The 19,694-nt window shown below is 61.0% G+C and carries 17 protein-coding genes; 6 read left to right on the top strand and 11 right to left on the bottom strand.

What is annotated here, in order from left to right; genetic code table 11:
• The 3 genes from AB4N64_RS21855 to AB4N64_RS21865 all read left to right on the top strand — a co-directional run bounded on the left by AB4N64_RS21855 (position 1) and on the right by AB4N64_RS21865 (position 4,231).
• A complete protein-coding gene (locus tag AB4N64_RS21855; RefSeq protein ID WP_460118412.1) occupies positions 1–855 on the top strand; it encodes a MaoC family dehydratase in 855 nt (284 codons plus the stop codon).
• 204 nt (positions 856–1,059) lie between these two features.
• Positions 1,060–2,478, top strand: a complete 1,419-nt coding sequence (locus tag AB4N64_RS21860; protein WP_460118414.1) for a collagen-like triple helix repeat-containing protein — start codon at positions 1,060–1,062, stop codon at positions 2,476–2,478.
• A gap of 82 nt (positions 2,479–2,560) precedes the next feature.
• Positions 2,561–4,231: a ShlB/FhaC/HecB family hemolysin secretion/activation protein gene (locus AB4N64_RS21865; RefSeq protein ID WP_460118416.1), complete on the top strand. Its 1,671-nt coding sequence runs from the start codon at positions 2,561–2,563 to the stop codon at positions 4,229–4,231.
• Between the two features lie 64 nt (positions 4,232–4,295).
• On the opposite strand, the gene AB4N64_RS21870 is transcribed toward AB4N64_RS21865, so the two are convergent.
• From AB4N64_RS21870 to AB4N64_RS21890, 5 genes are all read right to left on the bottom strand, one after another.
• Positions 4,296–5,078 (bottom strand): response regulator transcription factor, encoded by a 783-nt coding sequence (locus tag AB4N64_RS21870; RefSeq protein WP_460118418.1) that lies wholly within the window; start codon positions 5,076–5,078, stop codon positions 4,296–4,298.
• A 416-nt stretch (positions 5,079–5,494) separates the two neighbouring features.
• Positions 5,495–6,052, bottom strand: a complete 558-nt coding sequence (locus tag AB4N64_RS21875; protein ID WP_460118420.1) for a DUF4136 domain-containing protein — start codon at positions 6,050–6,052, stop codon at positions 5,495–5,497.
• A 56-nt stretch (positions 6,053–6,108) separates the two neighbouring features.
• The gene (locus AB4N64_RS21880; RefSeq protein WP_460118422.1) at positions 6,109–6,723 is read right to left on the bottom strand and encodes a DUF4136 domain-containing protein; all 615 of its coding nucleotides are present in this window, start codon (positions 6,721–6,723) and stop codon (positions 6,109–6,111) included.
• Positions 6,724–6,735: 12 nt separating this feature from the next.
• Positions 6,736–7,485, bottom strand: coding sequence for a methyltransferase domain-containing protein (locus tag AB4N64_RS21885; protein WP_460118424.1), 750 nt, complete (start codon positions 7,483–7,485; stop codon positions 6,736–6,738).
• Positions 7,485–7,787 carry a MazG-like family protein gene (locus AB4N64_RS21890; RefSeq protein ID WP_150634531.1) on the bottom strand — a complete coding sequence of 101 codons (303 nt, stop codon included), beginning with the start codon at positions 7,785–7,787 and terminating at the stop codon, positions 7,485–7,487. The genes AB4N64_RS21885 and AB4N64_RS21890 overlap by 1 nt, the downstream gene beginning before the upstream one ends.
• Positions 7,788–7,932: 145 nt before the next feature.
• Between AB4N64_RS21890 and AB4N64_RS21895 the strand changes: the two genes are divergently transcribed.
• Together AB4N64_RS21895 and AB4N64_RS21900 are read left to right on the top strand one after the other, a co-directional pair.
• Positions 7,933–8,226 (top strand): hypothetical protein, encoded by a 294-nt coding sequence (locus tag AB4N64_RS21895; protein WP_460118426.1) that lies wholly within the window; start codon positions 7,933–7,935, stop codon positions 8,224–8,226.
• A gap of 52 nt (positions 8,227–8,278) precedes the next feature.
• Entirely contained in the window at positions 8,279–9,628 is a 1,350-nt protein-coding gene (locus tag AB4N64_RS21900) for an MATE family efflux transporter (protein WP_460118428.1), read from the top strand.
• On the opposite strand, the gene AB4N64_RS21905 is transcribed toward AB4N64_RS21900, so the two are convergent.
• The 6 genes from AB4N64_RS21905 to AB4N64_RS21930 all read right to left on the bottom strand — a co-directional run bounded on the left by AB4N64_RS21905 (position 9,622) and on the right by AB4N64_RS21930 (position 16,697).
• Positions 9,622–10,404 carry a DUF4123 domain-containing protein gene (locus AB4N64_RS21905; RefSeq protein ID WP_460118430.1) on the bottom strand — a complete coding sequence of 261 codons (783 nt, stop codon included), beginning with the start codon at positions 10,402–10,404 and terminating at the stop codon, positions 9,622–9,624. The two genes, AB4N64_RS21900 and AB4N64_RS21905, sit on opposite strands and share 7 nt — an antisense overlap.
• The gene (locus tag AB4N64_RS21910) at positions 10,401–11,711 is read right to left on the bottom strand and encodes a type VI secretion system Vgr family protein (RefSeq protein WP_460118431.1); all 1,311 of its coding nucleotides are present in this window, start codon (positions 11,709–11,711) and stop codon (positions 10,401–10,403) included. The genes AB4N64_RS21905 and AB4N64_RS21910 overlap by 4 nt, the downstream gene beginning before the upstream one ends.
• Before the next feature lie 234 nt (positions 11,712–11,945).
• A complete protein-coding gene (gene speA, locus AB4N64_RS21915; protein ID WP_460118433.1) occupies positions 11,946–13,859 on the bottom strand; it encodes an arginine decarboxylase in 1,914 nt (637 codons plus the stop codon).
• 218 nt (positions 13,860–14,077) lie between these two features.
• Positions 14,078–14,449, bottom strand: coding sequence for a translation initiation factor Sui1 (locus AB4N64_RS21920; RefSeq protein ID WP_046032986.1), 372 nt, complete (start codon positions 14,447–14,449; stop codon positions 14,078–14,080).
• A 619-nt stretch (positions 14,450–15,068) separates the two neighbouring features.
• Positions 15,069–15,626 (bottom strand): NUDIX hydrolase, encoded by a 558-nt coding sequence (locus tag AB4N64_RS21925; protein ID WP_460118435.1) that lies wholly within the window; start codon positions 15,624–15,626, stop codon positions 15,069–15,071.
• Between the two features lie 3 nt (positions 15,627–15,629).
• Positions 15,630–16,697, bottom strand: a complete 1,068-nt coding sequence (locus AB4N64_RS21930) for a DUF2333 family protein (protein WP_460118437.1) — start codon at positions 16,695–16,697, stop codon at positions 15,630–15,632.
• Between the two features lie 459 nt (positions 16,698–17,156).
• On the opposite strand from AB4N64_RS21930, the gene gcbA reads away from it, so the two are divergent.
• Positions 17,157–18,827, top strand: a complete 1,671-nt coding sequence (gene gcbA, locus AB4N64_RS21935; RefSeq protein WP_460118439.1) for a diguanylate cyclase GcbA — start codon at positions 17,157–17,159, stop codon at positions 18,825–18,827.
• Positions 18,828–19,694 lie beyond the last annotated feature (867 nt).

Here is a 19,694-nt window from a genome sequence, read left to right on the forward strand (position 1 = left end):
ATGATGACCGACTGGAACACACTCGACCGCGAACCCAACCTGCCAGGGTTGTATGCGCGGGCCGCCGTGCGACGCAAGATCACGGGCACCACATTGCCAGGCACCGGGTTGCGTTGCTGGGTCGATGTCGATGCCAAAGCACTGGCCGAATACCGCCGCGTCTGCGGCTTTGCCGACAGTGGATTATTGCCACCGACGTATCCACACATCCTGGCGTTTGCATTGCAGATGCAACTGCTCACGGACAAGGCGTTTCCCTTTCCGTTGCTGGGGCTGATTCATTTGAGCAATCGCATTCGTGTCTTTCGCCCTTTGGGTGGCGTGAGTCACGTTCAGGTCGGCGTGCACGTGGAGAACCTGCAACCTCATGCCAAGGGGGCGACCTTCGACCTGGTGACGACGCTCGACGACCAGTTGGGGCCGCTGTGGCAAGCGCAAAGCCAAATGCTGTGTCGCGGGGTAAAACTTGAAGGCGAGCCGGTGGAACATGAGTTGCAGACAACACGGGCGCAAAGCGAGGTGACCCGCTGGAAAGCGCCGGCGGACATTGGTCGCCAGTACGCCAGGGTGTCCGGCGACTACAACCCGATTCACCTGAGTGCCGCGAGCGCGAAACTGTTCGGCTTCCCCCAGGCGATCGCCCATGGGTTGTGGCTCAAGGCCCGTACGCTTGCCGCGTTGGCGGAGCATTTGCCGGCGGCAAACATCGAGATCAGCGTGCAGTTTCGCAAACCGGTGCGACTGCCAGGCGATGTGTTCCTGCTCGCCAGTGCGGCAGGTTCCAGTGGTGAGTTCCAGTTGCTGGGTACTGGGGATCTTGAACACATGGCCGGCCATTGGCAGCCGATCGCCTGACGCGATTATCGCTCGTTCGCGATGGAACGAGCGGCCAGCAAACCTGTATCAGCAGGCCAGTATCCAAGGTGTTAATACCAATTGGAGAATGGCGCACCAGAGACCTTGCGACTTTCATGTAAACAACGGACGAAGGCTTCGCCGCCCACACGAACGGTGAGCTATCGACCCCACGACGTTGTTACAGGTGCAAGGAATCTCTCCATGAAAAATCCAGCATGGTGTAAATCGGCAACAGCCCTGGCCCTCATCCTTTCGTTGGGCCTTGGCGGTTGCAGCAGTGGCGGTGGCGGTCATCACAGCAGTTCCGGCAGCAGTTCACCCGATAGCTCGGCCGGTGCCGGGGCAGGTGGTGGCGGTACGGGGGATGGTTCGGGCGGAGGTTCGGGAGGCGGATCAGGCGGTTCGGGCGGAACGCCCCCGTCCGCCGGTGCGCCGCTGGTGACCACCACGCTGGTTCAGGATGTCGGCACCACGGTCAGTGGCCTTGGCGATGGCGTGGGACAGATCGGCGACTCGCTGAGTTCGGTTCCGGTAGCCGGCGGTGTGGTGCAAAGCGTCGCCAACACGGCCGGCAATGTGGTGACCACGCTGGGTGATGGCGTGGCCAATGGCGTGGGCAAACTGGGCACCGATCCGAACGGGCTGGGTGTCACCGCTTCCGCCGTGGGCGGTGTAGTGCAGGATGTGGGTAATGGCGTTTCCGATGTCAGCGGCAAACTGGCCACCGCTACCAGCAGCATTCCGGTAGCGGGTGGCGTGGTGACTCGGGTCGCACCGGTGCTCGATGGCGTCGGCCAGAAGGTCACCATGCTCGGCGACACCTTGAGCACCGTCACCACCAGCGGTCCGCTGGGGTCGGTGACCCGGGAAACCGGCGACGCACTCGTTCCGGTCATCGCCCTGGTGGAAAACACCACCCAAAACGTCGGTGATGCCACGGGTCTGGGTGATCCGCTCAAAGGTGCAATCAAGCAAGTCGGCGACACCGTCAACGGTGTGGGAGATCGCGTAACCGATGCCGGTGGCGGCAACGCGGTGACCAACACCCTCGGGAACGCCTTGAGCAATACCGGGACCGCGGTCGGCAAGTCCGGCCGCCTGGTATCCAATGGAACGGGCTCGGGAACGGGTGGTAATGGGCTGCTTGAAACCGTGGGCGGCGCAGTGGTCAATCTCGGCCAAGGCCTGACCGGCGGCAATGGGGTGATCAATGCCACCGCCAACAACGCGGTCGCAGGCGGCAATCTTGTCGCCAGCGCGGGCGGCGCATTGGGCGGTTCGGGTATTGCCAACACCGGACCTACCGCACCATTGGCCACGGTGGGCAGCAACCTCGGCACCGCGCTTGGTCCGGTGGTCGGAACCGTCAGCGGGGTCACGCAAAATGTGGGCGCGGCCACGGGCATAGGCGCCCCGGTCGCCGGCCTCACCAGCCAGGCGGGTGGTGCAGTCGCGAACCTCGGCGGGGCTATTGTCGCCAGCAATTCCAATCCGGTCGGCACGTCGCTTGGCAACACCGTGACCTCGTTGGGCAATACCGTCACCGCTGCGGGCGGGCTGGTCAATGGCGGTACTGCAGGGGGTGGCCTGGGTAGTCTGCTGAACAATCCATCACGTTAGCTGCCGTCAGCGGCGCAAGACGTCACCGATGCCTTGCGCCGCTTTCCCGCACTATTTGGAACGATTGAACAGGGAACGTTTTATGCGCGTAGCCGCGTCACTGCTTCTACTCAGCCTCGGTACCTGCGCCCTCGCAGACACACTTCCCGGCTTCCTCAACAGCAACGACACAATCCGCAACCTTCCCGTTCCCAACCTGCCGGCCGATGCCTACCGTCCGACCGCGGCCCCCTTGCAGGTGCCGGATCCCGGTGCGGCCCAGGCCCAGCCACTGCTGATGAGCACCAAGGTCACAATCAAAACCCTGCAGATCGAAGGCGGGACGATTTATCCACTCAGCGAGCTGGCCGCGTTGTACCAGCCATTGCTTGGCCGGGAAAGCAGTGTCGCCGACCTGATCGAAGCCACGCGCAGCATCACCCGCCGCTATCAACAGGACGGCTATTTGTTGTCTTACGCCTTTCTGCCTCAGCAAAGCTTCGATAACGGCGCGGCACGTGTGGTGCTGGTGGAGGGTTACATCAAGGATTACCAACTGACGGGCGACGTCGGGCGGGTCAAGGGCCTGCTGGAGAAGCTGGTGGCCAAACTCCAGGCGCAACGGCCCCTGACGCGCAAGACCTTTGAACGCTACACCACACTGATGAGCCGCATTCCCGGCGTGACGATGCAGGCCCAGGTGCCACCGCCGGGTACCACCGACGGCGGGGCTTACCTGCTTGTACAGGCCAGCCGTAAATCGTTCACCAGCAGCCTCAACGCCACCGAAGACAACCGTAACGGCACCCAGGCATTGCTCGGCATCAGCAGCAACTCGCACACTGCCATGGGTGAACAACTGAGTCTCAGTGGATTATTCCCACCGGGTGCTGACCACGAACATTACTACCGCGTCGACTACAACCAGTTCCTTAATGCCGAGGGCACGCAACTGGCGTTATCGGCCTCGCGTTATCGCGCCGACCTCGGCACCAACGTGCAGTTGGATAACGGCATCGAGCTCAAACCCAACCGGGAAAATGACCGCTACTCCATCGGCTTCAGCCACCCGCTGACTGCCGGTCCCAACGAACTGCTCAGTGCCGGTGCGCGGTGGTATGCGGTCGACGACAAGACACGCTACAAGGTTGTCGGCCTGCCGCTGAGCCTGGAGCAACGCAGTGATATTCGTGCCCTGGCCTTCGAGAGCGACTGGCGCAAGGCCGATCAGACACAACTGCGGATTCTCAGCGGCGGGCTGTACCAGGGCATCGATAGCATGGGCGCGAAGACCAACAACGCCGACCTCGACCTGGACTTCTTCCGCGTGCGTTTGTCGGGAGTGCAAAGCGACCGGTTTTTCGAGCATTGGCAGGGCGTGGTGTCCGCCGCCCTCTATTGGAGCGACAACACCTTGCCCGAGAGCGAACGTGCGGTGTTTGGCGGGCAGAACTTCGGCCGAGGCTATCCCGACGACCAGGCTTCCGGTGACAAGGGCTGGGGCGTGGCCTACGAGCTGAACTACAGCTACAACCGTGACGCGACCTGGGTGAGGATTGTGCAACCCTATGTGGTGCTGGACCGCGCCCGGACCTGGTTTAATGAGCTGCCGGTCAAAGGCAACAATCTGTCCTCGGCGGCGCTGGGCGTACGATTTGGCGATGCGAAGTACTACAACATCGCGCTGGAAGCGGCCAAGCCGATGTCGGAAAAGGCGCTGGATACGTTCAATCGCAAGCCACGGTACAGCATCAGCTTCAGTTATCAGCTGTGACGGCTACCGCCCCGTTCCTGTTTTCTGCAGGAGCCCTTCCTCCTGCAGATACTGGCGCCAGGTGTCAGTGGGTTGTGTCTTTCTGGCGAACCGCAGACACGTTCGGCGACAACGCCAACGCGAGTTGCGTACGGTTATGCATGTGCGTCAGGCGCAACACCTGTGAGACGTACAATTTCACGGTGTTTTCGGTGATCCCCAACTCGCAGGCGATCTGGTAATTGGTCTGTCCCTTGCCAACCAGCCGCGCCACTTCCAGTTGCCTGGGTGACAACGGGTTGAAAATCGCCGGGACCTCTACCCCATCGGCATCGCTGGGATGAACGTCGCTGCTCGGTGGCATCGGCGAGTCATGACGGATCTTGTCCAGATCCTGATACAGGTCGTTGATCGACGCGCAGAGGTACTGCAACTTCTGGCTCAACCGCCCCAGTTGCACATGCTTTTGCCGCTCTTGAAGGGCCATCTCCTGACGCTGAACCCCTTCGAGCATTTCCGCCAGGTTGATCGGCTTCTGGTAGTAGTCGGCAATTCCGACCCGCAGGGCCTTGATCACATCCTGCTTTTCCGCACGCCCGGTCAGCATGATCGCCTCGAATGCCCGATGCTTGCCGGATAACCGTTGCAGCTCCCGGACCAACTCGATGCCATCCAGGCCGGGCATGTGCAAATCACAAAGCACCAGACCGACTTCCGTGTCTCCAGTGAAGCGCTCGACAGCCTCCTGGCTCGACTCACAAGGCACACAGCGATAACCGCTGTCCTCCAGAAACTCGCAAACCATCTCGACAATCATCGGTTGATCATCGACCACGAGGATTTTCACGGGCGACACAGACTTGTTCAATGGCAACTCCCTTCCAGGCTGGGCTGACCACTTCTGTACAATCCATCATTGGCTGTACAACTATTGCTTTGAAAGTAGACGCACTTGTGTCCTCTGTCATACACCGCCCGGCGATTGGATCCACAGGGATCAATCGACGTGCGCGCCTGCCCGCTTCGCGTGAGCGACCGCTTGCTTGACGCTTTCGTCCAGACAGCCCGAACACGCCCGTAAGCCTTTGACTTGTCACAAGCCAGACTTTTGGCGCGAGTGATGGCCAATCTGCATCAGCCAGATCTGACACTCGGGATACGCATCAACCGCAGCAGCACCGTCCGTCGCGTGCGCAAGGCTGTCATTATCCTCAGATCGCCCAGAACAATGAAAAACCCGTAGGAGCGAGCTTGCTCGCTCCTACGGGTATTGGGTGCGCCGCGTTAACGAGGCGGGTAATTGGCGAGGATGTTTTTGACCGTGTCGTGTATCGCCGTACTGCGATCCGACGGGTTCGGTGTGCGGCTGAGGATCTGTTCATCACTGCCGCGCCACACCAGTTTGCCGTCCTTGCCGTCGAGCATATCGATCTGGATGGTCGCCACTTTGTAGGTGATGTTGCGCGTCTCGTTGTACATCGGCCCCCCCCAATAGCCGTTCCATGGGTTGCCCCAGGTACCGCCATAGTTGGTGGTCACCTGTTGCTGGCGATCTTCGACGATGAGGTAGGTTTGCACCTGCACATCGCCCTTACTGCCAGCCGCCGCCGGGCGCAAACCGCGCTGATCCAGTTGGTCGGTCACTGCCTCACGGATGCGCTGCTCGGTCAGGTCGCTCTTGATTCTTGGGTCGTCAGGGCGATATTGCAGGACGGGATCTTTCCAGCTCCAACTGCGATAGGCCGCGAAATCGCGGCTGGCGTCGAAGTCATGGTTGACCTGATTGGCGGCGCACGCACTGAGGAGTGCGGCCACGGCCAGAACAGCGAGACGGCGGAACATGATGATTCTCCGGTTGAAGACATGAACCTGCGGAACGCTTCTTATTATTGCAGAAGCTAACTGGGAGGATACGCCGACATGGCTTTTTCCACAGCTTCGCGGATGGCGTCGGCCTGCGCGCTCTGACTGCTCTTGCTACTGGTTTCAGCGCTGGAACTCCAGACTGGCTGACCGCTTTGCGCATCGAACAGATCGACCTGCACCACCACAACCTGCTCGGAATAGGTGCGTACGATTGGCACCGTGTTGTACATGCCGTAGCCGCTGCCATAGCGGTTGTAGCTACCATACCCGCCGCCGTAGTAGCCGTAATCGTCACGATACTGACGCAAGCGGGTTTCCAGGTGCAGATTAGCGCTGACGAACAGGTCCGCCGCACGATTGTCATGCAACGGGCGCAACCCACGTTGATCCAGGGCATTGCTCACGGCTTCGGCCACCTGTGCGGAGTCCGCCCACGCCGTGCCTGGCGGCAACGTCCCGTTGAGCCAGGCCCAACTGCGGTAACGTCCATAATCGCGCGGCGCTGCCGGATACGCACTGCGGTCGAACGTCGTGGCTGCCTGCGGTGGTGCCGGTGGCAAGGGCCTGGAACTGGCCACATACGGATTGGTGCCCTGGCAGGCAGCCAGGCCCAGGAACATCACCAGCAATCCCAAGCGACTTATCATGTTGTGCTCCGATCAAATCGGCCGGCAAATCCAGTGCAGGTAACGCCCAAGCCCGGCGAAGCTCGGGTGACGTCGGTGGGCCAACTCCATTTCCAGCAAGTCCACCAGTTCGGCACGGGCCTGGAATTCCACAGGCATATAGTCGTGGAAAACCCGCACCCCGCTCTGTGTTTCGACCTGCCAGAGGCCTTCAAGTTGCGCCGCCAATTCCCGCGGATCAAGAGGTTGCTGCGGGGTCAGGCTTTGCTTTTCTCCGGCCATGTCGTTCTTGCGCATTTTGCGGAAATGCCCCTTGAGCAGGTTACGGTAGATCAGCGCATCACGGTTGTAGAAGGCCAGCGACAACCAGCCGTCCGTGCGGGTTAACTGATGCAGCACCGGCAAAATCGCATGAGGCTCGGCCAGCCATTCCAGCACGGCGTGACACAGCACCAGGTCGTAGGGTTCGGTGAGCTGGCCGAGCAACTCCTGCCACGGCGCCTGAATGAACGCTGCGCTCTGCCCTGCCTCGGCAAACCGTTGGCGGGCACCTTCAAGCATGGGCTCGGCGGGTTCCGCCAGTGTGACGTCGTGCCCGCGCTGGGCCAGCCACAAGGACATGTGCCCCAGTCCGGCACCGATGTCCAGCACCCGCAACGGCCGGTCGGGCAAGGTTTCGGCCAAGTCGGCCTGCAGCACCGCCAGACGAATTGCGCCCTTGGCCCCGCCGTAGATTTTTTCGGCAAAGCGGGTCGCCAGTTGATCGAAATGACGATCGCTCATCAGCTGAACCTCCGCTCACTGTCGGCCAGCTTGCTGCGCACCACTTCGTTCATGTCCAGCCCCAGCTCGCTGCACAGCAGCAGAAGATACAGCACGATATCCCCGACCTCCTGCCCGGCATGGGCGAGTTTGTCCGCAGGCAACTGGCGTGACTGGTCTTCGCTCAGCCACTGGAAGATTTCCACCAGCTCGGCCATTTCCACGCTCGCCGCCATGGCCAGGTTTTTCGGGCTGTGAAATTGCCGCCAATCGTTGCGGTCACGGATGGCATGCAGGCGTTCGGTCAGTTCAACAAGGTTCATCGGGCTCTCCTGAGGACGTATAGCTTCGGGGGGATAACCCATGAAGGCAAGTTTCTTGCGCCATACTCAAAACGATCCGGCTACGGAACTCGCCGCAGTACTCCGTGGCCCAAGGCTCAACCACTGACATCAGGACGTTCACGACATGCAGGTAGAAAGCTTTTTCGAATGGCTGGGCCAGGCGCTCGGTTCGGTCATCCGCTTTATCGTTGACGCCCTCAGCGGTCTGTTCAATCTGTTGAGCAATGCCGGCGGCAATTTCGTCGAGGGTTTGTCCCGCACCCTGGGCATGGACACCTCGATCGTCAGCATCATTGCCCTGATCGTGGGCTTGATGCTCTTGTGGTCGGCGATCCGGGCGTTCATGAACGCGTCGATCATCATGGGGATCATCTGGTTGCTGTTGGGGTTGTGGCTGTTGAGCTGGATCATCCACTAGCCACGAGCAGCCCGAACTGTCGTTACAATGCAGGCTCCCCCAAGGAGCCTGCATGTCCAACCTGACCGCCGACTGGCGCGACCGTCCCACCCATCGTAGGGTCTGGGCGCTCGCCGCCCCCATGATTCTCTCGAACATTTCCGTGCCCCTGGTGGCACTGGTCGACAGCACGGTCATCGGCCACCTGCCCCACGCCCACCAACTGGGTGCAGTCGCGGTCGGCGCCAGCCTGTACAGTTTTCTGGCCTGGGCCATGAGCTTCCTGCGCATGGGCTCCACCGGCTTTGCCGCCCAGGCCGCCGGCCGGGCAGATGGCGCGGCGCTGCGGCAGATTCTGTTGCAGGGCCTGTTGCTGGCCATGGGTCTGGCCCTGGCATTGGGTGCGCTGGGTGTGCCATTGAGTGGTATCGCGCTGCATTACATGCAGCCGACAGCGGAACTGGACCACATGACCCGGGAGTTTTTCCACACCCGCCTGTTCGGTCTGCCGGCGGCACTCGCCAGTTATGCATTGGTCGGCTGGTTTCTCGGCACCCAGAACGCCCGTGCGCCGCTGGCGATCCTGCTGAGCACCAACCTGGTCAACATTGCGCTGAATCTGTGGTTTGTCCTCGGACTGGATTGGGGCGTGGCCGGTTCCGCCCGGGCCTCGGTGATTGCCGAGTGGACCGGTGCGCTGATCGGCCTGCTGCTGACCCGCAAGGCCCTGCGTGCCTACCCGGGCCAGATCGCCTGGCCCGCCCTGGCGCTATGGCAGAGTTGGCGGCCGTTGCTGACGGTCAACCGTGACATCTTTATCCGCAGCCTGCTGCTGCAATCGGTGTTCATTCTGATCACCGTGCAAGGCACGCGACTGGGTGACTCCACCGTGGCCGCCAACGCCCTGCTGCTCAATGGCCTGCTGCTGACCGCACACGCGCTCGATGGCCTGGCCCATGCCGTGGAAGCGTTATGCGGGCACGCCATCGGCGCCCGCGACCGCGATGCCTTGCGCCGTTCGCTGGTCGTCGCCTGCGGCTGGTCGTTGCTGGCAAGCGTGGGATTTGCCACGTTGTTTGTCGTCGCCGGGCACCTGTTCATCGAGATGCAGACCGATATCCAGAGTGTGCGCGACACCGCCTTCATCTACCTGCCCTATCTGGCCGCCCTGCCGTTGATCGCCGTCTGGAGCTACATCCTCGACGGCCTGTTCATCGGCGCCACCCGCGCCCGGGAAATGCGCAACGGCATGGTTCTGGCGGTGTTGCTGACCCTGCCTTTGGCCTGGGGACTTCGCGACCTGGGCAACCACGGCCTGTGGATATCGTTCCTGCTGTTCATGGTGCTGCGCAGCCTGACCCTGGGCGCTATTGCCTGGTCGTTGCGCCAGCAGGATCGCTGGTTTGCCGAGCGAACTCATTGAGCCTGATCGTTCTGCCAATACTGGCTCAAGCTGTCCAGGCGCTCCTGTTGCGTGCGCCCCGACAAGGGCAGCACCGGCGAAGCCTCGGGGTATTGCAGGCGCAGCCATAACCAGCCGTCGAGCACCGGCCGATCGCTGAAACCCAGGGTCAGGCCTTCCTGCAGATAGGCCCACAAGCGCGGGTAATCGGTCCCGGTGGATTGACTCCAGTGCCAGGCGTGCTGTTCCAGCAGGCAGGTCTGCAGCTTTTCGCGCTGAAGGGGGCTAAGGCTTTCTTCAACGGCCAGCGGGCGTACGGCAAGTGCAGGATTGAGCAGTTGCTGCCACCCCTGGCAGCCCACTGCGCGGTCGGCCCAGGTGCCGCCGAACCAGTGCAACTGGTTGATGGGACCCAACCAACGGCTCAGCTCACCGGCATCACAGGCATCGAAAAAATAGCTGGCTGTGTTTGGGTTGTAATAACTCAACAGGGCACGGTGCACGCCCAGGGTGACCGTGAGCATGCGACGCAGATGTTCCAGCAGCCGAGACGCTGGCGCCTCACTGGCAATCAGCAAGCCTCGACAAACTTGTGCCTGGCTGTAGCAGGCCTGTGCCAGGGCCGGGCACTCTCGAAGGTCGATCAACGCCGGCCCGTCTTCGCGCAGTGCATGCCAGTGCGTGCCTTCGAACAACCAGAACCACTGGGCCCGGGGAAACGGCTTTTGCAGCAACGCCCGTGTTCGCGGGACACTCGGGACATCCAGCAGCAGCCATTGCGCAGTCACGCCGATCATGCCGCACCGCTCTGACCAGAGCGCAGCAATACCCGACAGGTGCACAACGCCTCGGCGCAATGACTGAAACTTCCACCACCCGGCAAAAGACATAGCAACACCAGAGGCTCGCCCGAGCGCAGCAACTCCAGCATCCCCGCCCCGGCCTGGCCCTCGACCGGCACAGCGGACACCTGGAGTACTTCAACCGTCTCCGGTGGCGGAAGAAAACCACAGATCATCGGCTGATCCGGATCGCCCTCAATGAAGCTCACCACCACCTCAGTACCCTCACTCAACGTCTGCGCACCTTGCAGTTCGCCGGCCAGCGGCAGCCAGCAATGACTGGGGCTCGCACCTTCGCCCTGATAGAGCCAGTCAAACTGGACGGCCACCGGCCGGGAAGGGTCGGGCCGCAGTTCATCGACATCGACCACCCAGGCCCGTTGCAGGCTGTGCATGCGCGGTTGGGCAGGCCCCTGAGACGCCATGACGGGCGCTTGCCAGGGAATGGCGCGGATCTTGTTGGTGTAGGGCTCATAAGGATCCTGACTGCCGTGATGTTCGACATGCGTGAGCAGCCAGGGCTGATTCCACTCAGCGACCGGATGGCCGACCAGCGGCATCGAGTGTCCGCTGCGCAAATCCGGCAGGTCGGTACGACCTTCGGCCCCCGACGCCCTGTGCTGGCCGGCCTGGAGCTGGAATTGCCGCACGCCTGGTTGCTCGCCCCCGACCTGGAATGACGCCTGGGTGCAAGAGCGGAAATGCCCGAAGCCGTCGCCGAACACCAGGCAGTGGCCGTGCGGCTGATGTTCAAAGTGGTAATGCACCCCCTCCTGGGCACACAGGCGCTGTAGAAACTGCAAATCCGACTCTCGATATTGCGTGCAGAAATCCCGAGGCAGGTGATCGCCCTGCAACTCAAAGCGGCGATCCTTGCCGACGATGCCATGCTCCCTGAGTACCCGGTCCAGGATGTCAGGCACCGACAGCCCATTGAAGATCCGTTGGCTGAAACGCTGGGCCAGACACGTGAGCTTCGGCCCCAGGCGTATCTGACAAAGCCTGGCGCTCGGGCCATGGTCGCGCTGGACCAGTTCATGCAACTGGCCATGCAGCGCACTGCCCAGGGAACCGAAGTGCAGGACGGCTGTTCGGTAGAGCAAGCTGGCCAAGTCGAGCGTCGGATCTTCGATCAGCAGGTCAACGTCAAACGCAAAGGGTTCGCTGATCGCTTCTCTACCGATAAAGGCCAGGACTTCAAAAGGCGCAGGCAGACCGGCTACATCCAGACGAAATGACTGTTCGTTGACTGGATCGAACATCGGCGATTCTCTACAGGAAGGGAAGCCGGGAATTCTCGCCGAGAGACATGGCCGAGTAGAGAGCTGAAGTACAACTTAGGAAATGGCCTACGAGAAAAGAAGACCAGATAACTTTGAGAGCCGGAAGCGGGAACCACTTTGGCTAAAAACCAGGAAACGCCGCACCCAGGTCATCTGAAATTCCCGCATTGCGCAGTTAGTTTTCAGACAACCCGGTGGGGGCAGCGGCTGACGTCAGGAAGACAGATAAGACGAACGGGTCAGGCCCAGACGCAGGGCGTCGAGGAACTGGGTACGCTCGGCGGCCGAGATGCGAGCACTGGCGCATTTGTCGCGGTAGTGAGTCATCAACTCTTCCGGCGACAAGTGCACGTAACGCAGCATGTCTTCGATGGTGTCGTGGGTTTCGATACCCGCGTGATACACGCTGCCGTCGGCGTTCTGATAGATGTTCACCGAATCGGTGTCACCGAACAGGTTGTGCATGTCACCAAGGATTTCCTGGTAGGCACCGACCAGGAAGATCCCCAGCAGGTAGTCTTCACCATCCTTCAGCGCATGCACCGGCAGGCTGGTTTCGATGCTCTGTTCGTCGACGTACTGCTTGATCTTGCCGTCCGAGTCACACGTCAGGTCCTGCAACACCGCGCGGCGCAACGGCTCTTCGTCCAGGCGATGCAGCGGCAGGATCGGCAGGACCTGTCCGATGGCCCAGGTATCCGGCAGGCTCTGGAAAACCGAGAAGTTGCAGATGTACTTGTCGGCGAGCTTGTCGTTGAGTTCGTCCAGCACCTGACGGTGGGAGCGCTGGCGCGCCTTCAGGGAGTTGTGCAAGCGACGGCACACAGCGAAGTAGCATTGCTCGGCCAGGGCCTTTTCCGCCAGCGTCATTTTGCCGTCCGCGTACTGGGAAGCCACATCGCTCATGTAGTGCGTGGCGCGCCAGTAGGTTTCGGTGACCATTTCGATGTCGGTCGGGCCGAGCAGATCGACCAGCCACTGCACGGTTTCCGGCAGTGCTTCCTTGTTCTCGATCTGCGGCACGTCGTCGTTGTGTTTCTCGACGTCGGTGACCTGCACCACCAGCATGGCGTGGTGTGCGGTCAGGGAACGGCCGCTCTCGGAGAAAATGTTAGGGTGCGGCAGGCTCTGCGCATCGCAGAATTCCTTGAGCATGCCGACCACGACACCGGCGTAATCGTCCATGTCGTAGTTGATCGAGCTGGCGTTGCGCGAATGGGTGCCGTCGTAGTCAACGCCAAGGCCGCCGCCGACGTCGATGTGATCCACCGGAAGGCCAAGGTTGCGCAGTTCCCCGTAGTAGCGGATCGCTTCCTTGAAGCCGTGCTGGTAGTCAGCCAAGTTGGCGATCTGCGACCCCATGTGGAAGTGCAGCAGGCGAATGCCCTGATCCAGGCCCGCCGCGCGGAAACGCTCGACCACCGACAGCAGTTGCGCCGCCGACAGTCCAAACTTGGATTTTTCGCCACCGGTGTCGGCCCACTTCGACGAAGCCAGGGACGACAGGCGCACGCGCAGACCAACCTGTGGCTTGACCTTCAGCGAGGCAGCCTCTTCGATCACCAGCCCCACCTCGGACTCTTTCTCGATCACGATGAACACGTTGTGGCCAAGCTTCTGGCCCATCAGCGCGAGGCGAATGAACTCGCGGTCCTTGTAGCCGTTGCAGACGATGGTGCCACCTTTGGGCGCCAGGGCCAGTACGGCCAGCAGCTCTGGCTTGGAGCCGGCTTCCAGGCCGATCGACACGTTTTGCGTGGCGATGATGTTCTCGATCACTGCCTCCTGCTGGTTGACCTTGATCGGGTACAGCGCGGTGTACTTGCTCTGATATTCCAGGCGCGCGATGTTGGCGTCGAATGCGCCGGTCAGCTGACGTACGCGGTCTTGCAGGATATCGGGAAAACGCACCAGCAACGGCAAGGACAGGCCGCTCTGGCGCAGCTGGTCGACTTGCTCGAACAGGTCGATAGGCGAACTTTGTGGGCCGTTCGGACGAACCTCGACGCGACCGGCATCATTGATCGCGAAATATCCGGCCCCCCAATGGCGAATCCCGTAAACACTGCGGCTGTCCGCAACTGTCCATTGGCTGCCATCGTCTTTGCGTGTGCGTCGTACGGACATTGAAGTCCCCTATAAAGAAGTCATGGAGCGTCACCTGGATTCAGGCCGGCGCAGTCTAAAGAATGAAAATGACGGTTCGTCAACGAAGGGGTAGACCTCGTCGACCGCAACGAGTTTAGAAGCCAGTCAGGAACAGGCTCTGTGAAAAGCATGGTGGCGACACCGGGTCCGCAGGTTTCAGGACGGGGTCAAGCCACCGATGATCTTCACAGAGGCTGCTAGCCGCCGGACTTCTTCGCTTTGAAACCGAGCTTGATCAGTTCACCCAGCAGCAGCTCGACATGATCGCCCTGGATTTCAATGATGCCGTCTTTCAACGCCCCGCCGGTGCCACAACGTTTTTTCAACGTGGTCGCCAGTTCCTTGAGCGCGTCTTCGGCCAACGGCACGCCGGTGATGGTCGTCACCGTCTTGCCACCACGGCCCTTGCTCTCGCGACGCACGCGCGCGATGCCGTCGCCGGCCGGGATAACGGTTTGTTTGCAGATGCAGGCGTCCACCGGTTTACTGCATTCCGGGCAATGACGACCTGCGTCGGTGGAAAATACCAAGCCACCAAGGGCGGCGAAGGATGCGGCTTTTTTGGCCACCGGCAATCCTCTATGGGAGGACAAAGACTGGTCGCAGCCTGGGGCAGGCTATCGACCGCGAAGCCCCACTCAGGCAGGGGCAGCGCTACTGCAACGTTTGACTCCCTGTAGGAGCGAGTTTACTCGCCATAATCGTCAACGATAACGCTGACAACCTGACACCCCACGGCGCCTGGTCCACCATCGCGAGCATGCTCGCTCCTACAGAGACAACACCGTACCTGTAGGAGCGAGTTTACTCGCGATAATCGTCAACGATAACGCTGACAGCCTGACACCCCACGGCGCCTGGTCCACCATCGCGAGCATGCTCGCTCCTACAGAGACAACACCGTACCTGTAGGAGCGAGTTTACTCGCGATGGTCGTCAACGATAACGCTGACAACCTGACACCCCACGGCGCCTGGTCCACCATCGCGAGCAAGCTCGCTCCTACAGAGACAACACCGTACCTGTAGGAGCGAGTTTACTCGCGATGGTCGTCAACGATAACGCTGACAGCCTGACACCCCACGCGAGCGTGCTCGCCCTTACAGGTACTGTGAAACGTTACAGTTTGAAAAGGTCGCGCAGTGTAACGGCAAAAACGCCGATTGCTAAGAGCCAATCGGCGCCAATTTATGCCTCCTTTGCGACGTCGCCACCGTGAGTGCGCAGATAGCGCCTCAAAGCGGCCAGGGAGTCCGGGCAATAGGGCTTTTGCTGGATTTCCTGCATGACCTGCTCAACCGGGATAAAACGCGCTTCCAGCACCTCCTCCGGTTGCAGGACCAGGGGCCCGTCCCACACGGCGGAAAATGCCGAACACCAGAGCCGGTTATCCGTGTCCTCGAAAAAGAAATAATCGTGGGCTGTCAGTTCCACGCCGCTCACCCCCAACTCTTCCTCCAGCTCCCGGGCAGCCGACTCGGCGTAGGTTTCAGTGGCGAGCACCATGCCTCCCGCCGCGACGTCCCAGTAACCTGGATAAATCGCCTTGCTCAGGGTGCGCCGGTGTACGCACAGCTCACCGGCGGTATTGAACAGCATGATGTACGTGCCGCGCCCGATCAGCCCGCGCTCGCGCAGATCGGAGCGCACCAGGGAGCCGAGCAGGTTGTCCTGCTCATCGACCCAGGCAATCTGTTCGGCATCGGAAGCCGCGCGATGGGCGGCCTCCCTCACGTTATCGACCATGACTCAGCCCTGATTGAGCAGTTGACGCAAATCGATCACGGCGGCGTTGGCCCGGGAAATGTAATTGGCCATCACCAACGAGTGGTTGGCCAGCACGCCGAAGCCGCTGCCGTTAAGGATCATCGGGCTCCACACCGGCTCTTGCGAGGCCTCGAGCTCACGAATGATCTGGCGCACGCTGACCGTCGCGTTCTTTTTCGCCAGCACATCGGCGAAATCGACTTCGATGGCGCGCAGCAGATGGGACAGCGCCCAAGCCTGGCCACGGGCTTCATAAAACACGTTGTCGATCTGCATCCACGGAGTCTCGACAATTTCCTCGTCAACCTGCGGGACTTCGCCCGGTGCGACGACTTCGGTCTTCAGCGCCGTGTTCAGCTTGACCCGACCGACGCTGGCCGACAAACGTTGCGACAGCGAACCCAGGCGGGTACCGACATCGCCCAGCCAGTTGTTCAGGTTGTCGGCGCGAGCGTAGAACAGCGCGTTTTTCTGCGTCGGGTCAGACAGGCGCGCCTGATAACGGTTCAGGGAGTTGATGCCTTCCTGGTACTCGGACTCGCTGGACGGCAGCACCCAGCTTTTGTTGTCAAAGTTGAAACGCGGCTCGGCTTTTGCCAGATCGGCGTCTTCGGCCGACTGTGATTGCGAGCGGGCGAAGTCTTTACGCAAGGCGCGCGTCAGGTCGCGGACCTGGACCAGCACGCCATATTCCCAACTCGGCGTGTTATCCATCCACAGGCCCGGCGGGAAGCGGTCGTTGGAAATATAGCCACCTGGTTTGGTCAGCAGGGTATCGGCGACGGTCTTGAGGGTTTCCACGGTGGTATACCCGATGACCATCTGCTTGCCTTCTTTCTCGGCGGCGATCTGGGCATTCTGTTGAACCGGGAACAATGCTGGCTCCTGGCTCCAGTACCAACCCAGCGCAATGGTCACAAGCAGATAGAGACCGATCAGCGTGGCCAGCGCGCGACTGAACAGCAGGCCGCCAACGTAACTGCGGGTGGCCGATTTCGGTTCAGCAGGTCGTTCAGGCGCGCTGCCCGCGCGGTTCTTCCAGTCCAGCATGGCGATGTCCTTTCAATCACTTGGGTTCAACGGTTCGACCACAACCATACAACAACGTGCCTTTGCCCGGCACCTGTCGTCGAGTTATCCGGACGCAATATCGATCTGGCGCCGGGTAGCGCAGGCTGGTTTCGGTGCTGACGCTTGTCACGATGACCTCTAGGGGAATCCCTGACCCCTGCCAGCCTAGATCCCCGATAGGATCCAGACCACTGAAAAACACAATGGCCCGGCAACGAGGATCGCGCAGACCTTCGTAAACTCGTGGCCGAAAATCCTCGCAGCACCCGTTTTACGGGTCGCACCCAACAACGAACAGGCATTTGAGGACCGCCAAGTCAGAAAATGAATGCGGTCAGGTTGCAGATTATTGACGTACGACACTCATCCCGGCGAAAAGAGGTGCTAGCATAGAGCCACCAGTCGACCTCAGCATGCACCCTACCTAGTAGTCAGGATATGACCGAGCCAGAAGACCCAAGCCGCGATCGCCTCAAGCATCACTTTGCCCAGCGGGTAATTCATCAGGCACGTCAAATTCTTGAGATCTGGCAGCGCCTGCAACGCAGTGAGTGGTCCATCGCCGATCTGGCGGAATTGAGCGAGGCCAATCTGCGCCTGCTACGTTTCGCCGAGCGCTTCGAGCAACCGGAACATACCCAATTGGCACGCAACATCGGCTTGTCCCTGGAAGCGGTCGACGCCAATCGCGGACGTTTGAGCAGCGGGCTGATCACCGATCTCAATCGCCTGATGCAGCGCCTGTCACGCACCGGCCTGCGCCACGGCGATCAACTCGAACAGACCTTCCTGCCGCCCCTGCGCAAGCCGATCTACGTGATGCTGCAGGATCACGAGCGAGCCGAGCGCCTGACCAAACAACTGGAATTCTTCGGGCTCAGCGCCCAGTCCATCGACAGCGTGGCCGCGTTCCGATCGTCGATGGTCGAGCGCCTGCCTGCCGCCATTGTGATGGACGTGGACTTCTGCGGCCCTGGTATCGGCCTCAAACTGGCCGCCGAGGCACAGGTCGGCCTGGACGAACCATTACCGCTGCTGTTTTTCAGCCTGCACGAAACCGACACTCCCACCCGCCTGGCCGCCGTGCGAGCCGGTGGCCAGGAGTTCCTGACCGGCACTCTCGAAGCCTCGAGCCTGCTGGAGAAAATCGAAGTCCTGACCTGCGTCGCGCAGTACGAGCCCTATAAGGTGCTGGTCATCGACGACTCTCGCGCCCAGGCGCTGCACACCGAACGCCTGCTCAACAGCGCCGGAATCGTCACGCGCACCCTGATCGATCCGATCCAGGCCATGGCCGAACTGGCCGATTTTCAGCCCGACCTGATCATCCTCGACATGTATATGCCGACCTGCACCGGCACCGAACTGGCCAAGGTGATTCGCCACAATGACCGTTATGTCAGCGTGCCGATCATTTACCTGTCCGCCGAGGACGATCAGGACAAACAGCTCGACGCCATGAGCGAGGGCGGCGACGACTTCCTGACCAAGCCGATCAAGCCCCGGCACCTGATCACCACGGTGCGCAACCGCGCAGCCCGGGCCCGCAACCTGAAGGCGCGAATGGTGCGTGACAGCCTCACTGGCCTGTACAACCACACGCACATTCTGCAACTACTCGAAGACTGCAGCTTCCGTTCTCGCCGCGAGAACAAGCCACTGAGCTTTGCGATGCTGGACATCGACCACTTCAAACGAGTCAACGACAGCCACGGCCACCCCATGGGCGACCGAGTGATCAAGAGCCTGGCACTGTTTCTCAAGCAACGCCTGCGCAAGACCGACTTCATCGGTCGTTACGGTGGCGAAGAGTTCGCCATCGTGATGCCCGACACCGATATCGAAGCGGCTCACAACGTACTCGACGAGATCCGTCAGCGCTTTGCCGAGATTCATTACCCGGCCCAGCCCCAGGACCTGTGGTGCACGTTCAGCGCCGGGGTGGTTGAACTCTGCGAGGACTCTGACAGCCTGATGATGGCGAGTCAGGCTGACGAAGCCCTGTATCGCGCCAAGCATGCCGGACGCAATCGGGTGCATGCGGCGCGGACATCAAAGCAAAGTGCCACTTTTTCATCGGAATCGACCGAATCCGTCATAACCATGTAACACAATCGCAATAACTTCACGGACTTACCATTCTGCCGTTGGTAGTCCGCGATGCGCCTCAAATTGCTGACCAATTTCAATACCCTCCTTTTAGTCGCCGTGTGCGTCGCCCTCGGAGTCACCCTGTGGTGGTCGCAAAAAGCCCTGGAACGTCCTTATCTGTTGATGGAGCGCTACCTGGGTCTGTCCCAGCAGTTTCAGAATGAAGTCGCGCGCAACGTCGAGGACTACCTCGCCAGCGGTGACGCACTGCGCCTGAGCGGTGCCAGCCAGGCAATCGAAACACTGCAAAAGGAACTGGGCGCGTTGCCCCCGCCCTTGGCCGACTCCTTGCGCCCCAGCCTTAAGAACCTGGATGAATTCAGCAAAACCGATCTGCTGGCCGCTGGGAAACTCGCTGGCGACCCTCAGGCCCTGCTGCTGCAAGCCGAACGGGAACTCGGAGCCAGTCTCGATCAGCTCAGCCAGTACGCCAGCGGTCACGCGACGTATCTGACACCGTTGCTGGCCGCTTCCCAGCACCTGGGCAAACTGTCTCTGGCGCGGGACAAGCTGGTCAGCAGCGGTCGCAGCGAACTGGCGGCGGATGTTGAACGCGAAGTCACCAGCATCCGCACACAAGCGGAGCTGCTGAACGCCTTGCCGCTGCTCGGCGTTGCCAGTACCCACGAATCGGGTTCCGACGATTTCGCCGCGATGATGGGCCTGGAAAACACCGAAAAAACCGAGACCGAGGATGCCGGCGTCGGACTCAAGCGCGACCTTAATAGCCTGCTGACTCGCTACCCCGCCGAACTTGAGCGCACCCGCGAACAGATCCAGAAGCGCACCGACCTGAGCGCCGCAACGCACCAGAAAATCGCTGAG

Source organism: Pseudomonas sp. S2_C03, from assembly GCF_054668405.1.

Excerpts from the sequence above, each read along its gene's own strand:
- speA (WP_460118433.1), bottom strand. The coding sequence starts at position 13,859 with ATGTCCGTACGACGCACACGCAAAGACGATGGCAGCCAATGGACAGTT.
- AB4N64_RS21895 (WP_460118426.1), top strand. The coding sequence starts at position 7,933 with ATGCAGGTAGAAAGCTTTTTCGAATGGCTGGGCCAGGCGCTCGGTTCG.
- AB4N64_RS21855 (WP_460118412.1), top strand. The coding sequence starts at position 1 with ATGATGACCGACTGGAACACACTCGACCGCGAACCCAACCTGCCAGGG.
- AB4N64_RS21880 (WP_460118422.1), bottom strand. The coding sequence starts at position 6,723 with ATGATAAGTCGCTTGGGATTGCTGGTGATGTTCCTGGGCCTGGCTGCC.
- gcbA (WP_460118439.1), top strand. The coding sequence starts at position 17,157 with ATGACCGAGCCAGAAGACCCAAGCCGCGATCGCCTCAAGCATCACTTT.
- AB4N64_RS21875 (WP_460118420.1), bottom strand. The coding sequence starts at position 6,052 with ATGTTCCGCCGTCTCGCTGTTCTGGCCGTGGCCGCACTCCTCAGTGCG.
- AB4N64_RS21865 (WP_460118416.1), top strand. The coding sequence starts at position 2,561 with ATGCGCGTAGCCGCGTCACTGCTTCTACTCAGCCTCGGTACCTGCGCC.
- AB4N64_RS21885 (WP_460118424.1), bottom strand. The coding sequence starts at position 7,485 with ATGAGCGATCGTCATTTCGATCAACTGGCGACCCGCTTTGCCGAAAAA.
- AB4N64_RS21930 (WP_460118437.1), bottom strand. The coding sequence starts at position 16,697 with ATGCTGGACTGGAAGAACCGCGCGGGCAGCGCGCCTGAACGACCTGCT.
- AB4N64_RS21910 (WP_460118431.1), bottom strand. The coding sequence starts at position 11,711 with ATGTTCGATCCAGTCAACGAACAGTCATTTCGTCTGGATGTAGCCGGT.
- AB4N64_RS21925 (WP_460118435.1), bottom strand. The coding sequence starts at position 15,626 with ATGGTCGATAACGTGAGGGAGGCCGCCCATCGCGCGGCTTCCGATGCC.
- AB4N64_RS21860 (WP_460118414.1), top strand. The coding sequence starts at position 1,060 with ATGAAAAATCCAGCATGGTGTAAATCGGCAACAGCCCTGGCCCTCATC.
- AB4N64_RS21890 (WP_150634531.1), bottom strand. The coding sequence starts at position 7,787 with ATGAACCTTGTTGAACTGACCGAACGCCTGCATGCCATCCGTGACCGC.
- AB4N64_RS21900 (WP_460118428.1), top strand. The coding sequence starts at position 8,279 with ATGTCCAACCTGACCGCCGACTGGCGCGACCGTCCCACCCATCGTAGG.
- AB4N64_RS21905 (WP_460118430.1), bottom strand. The coding sequence starts at position 10,404 with ATGATCGGCGTGACTGCGCAATGGCTGCTGCTGGATGTCCCGAGTGTC.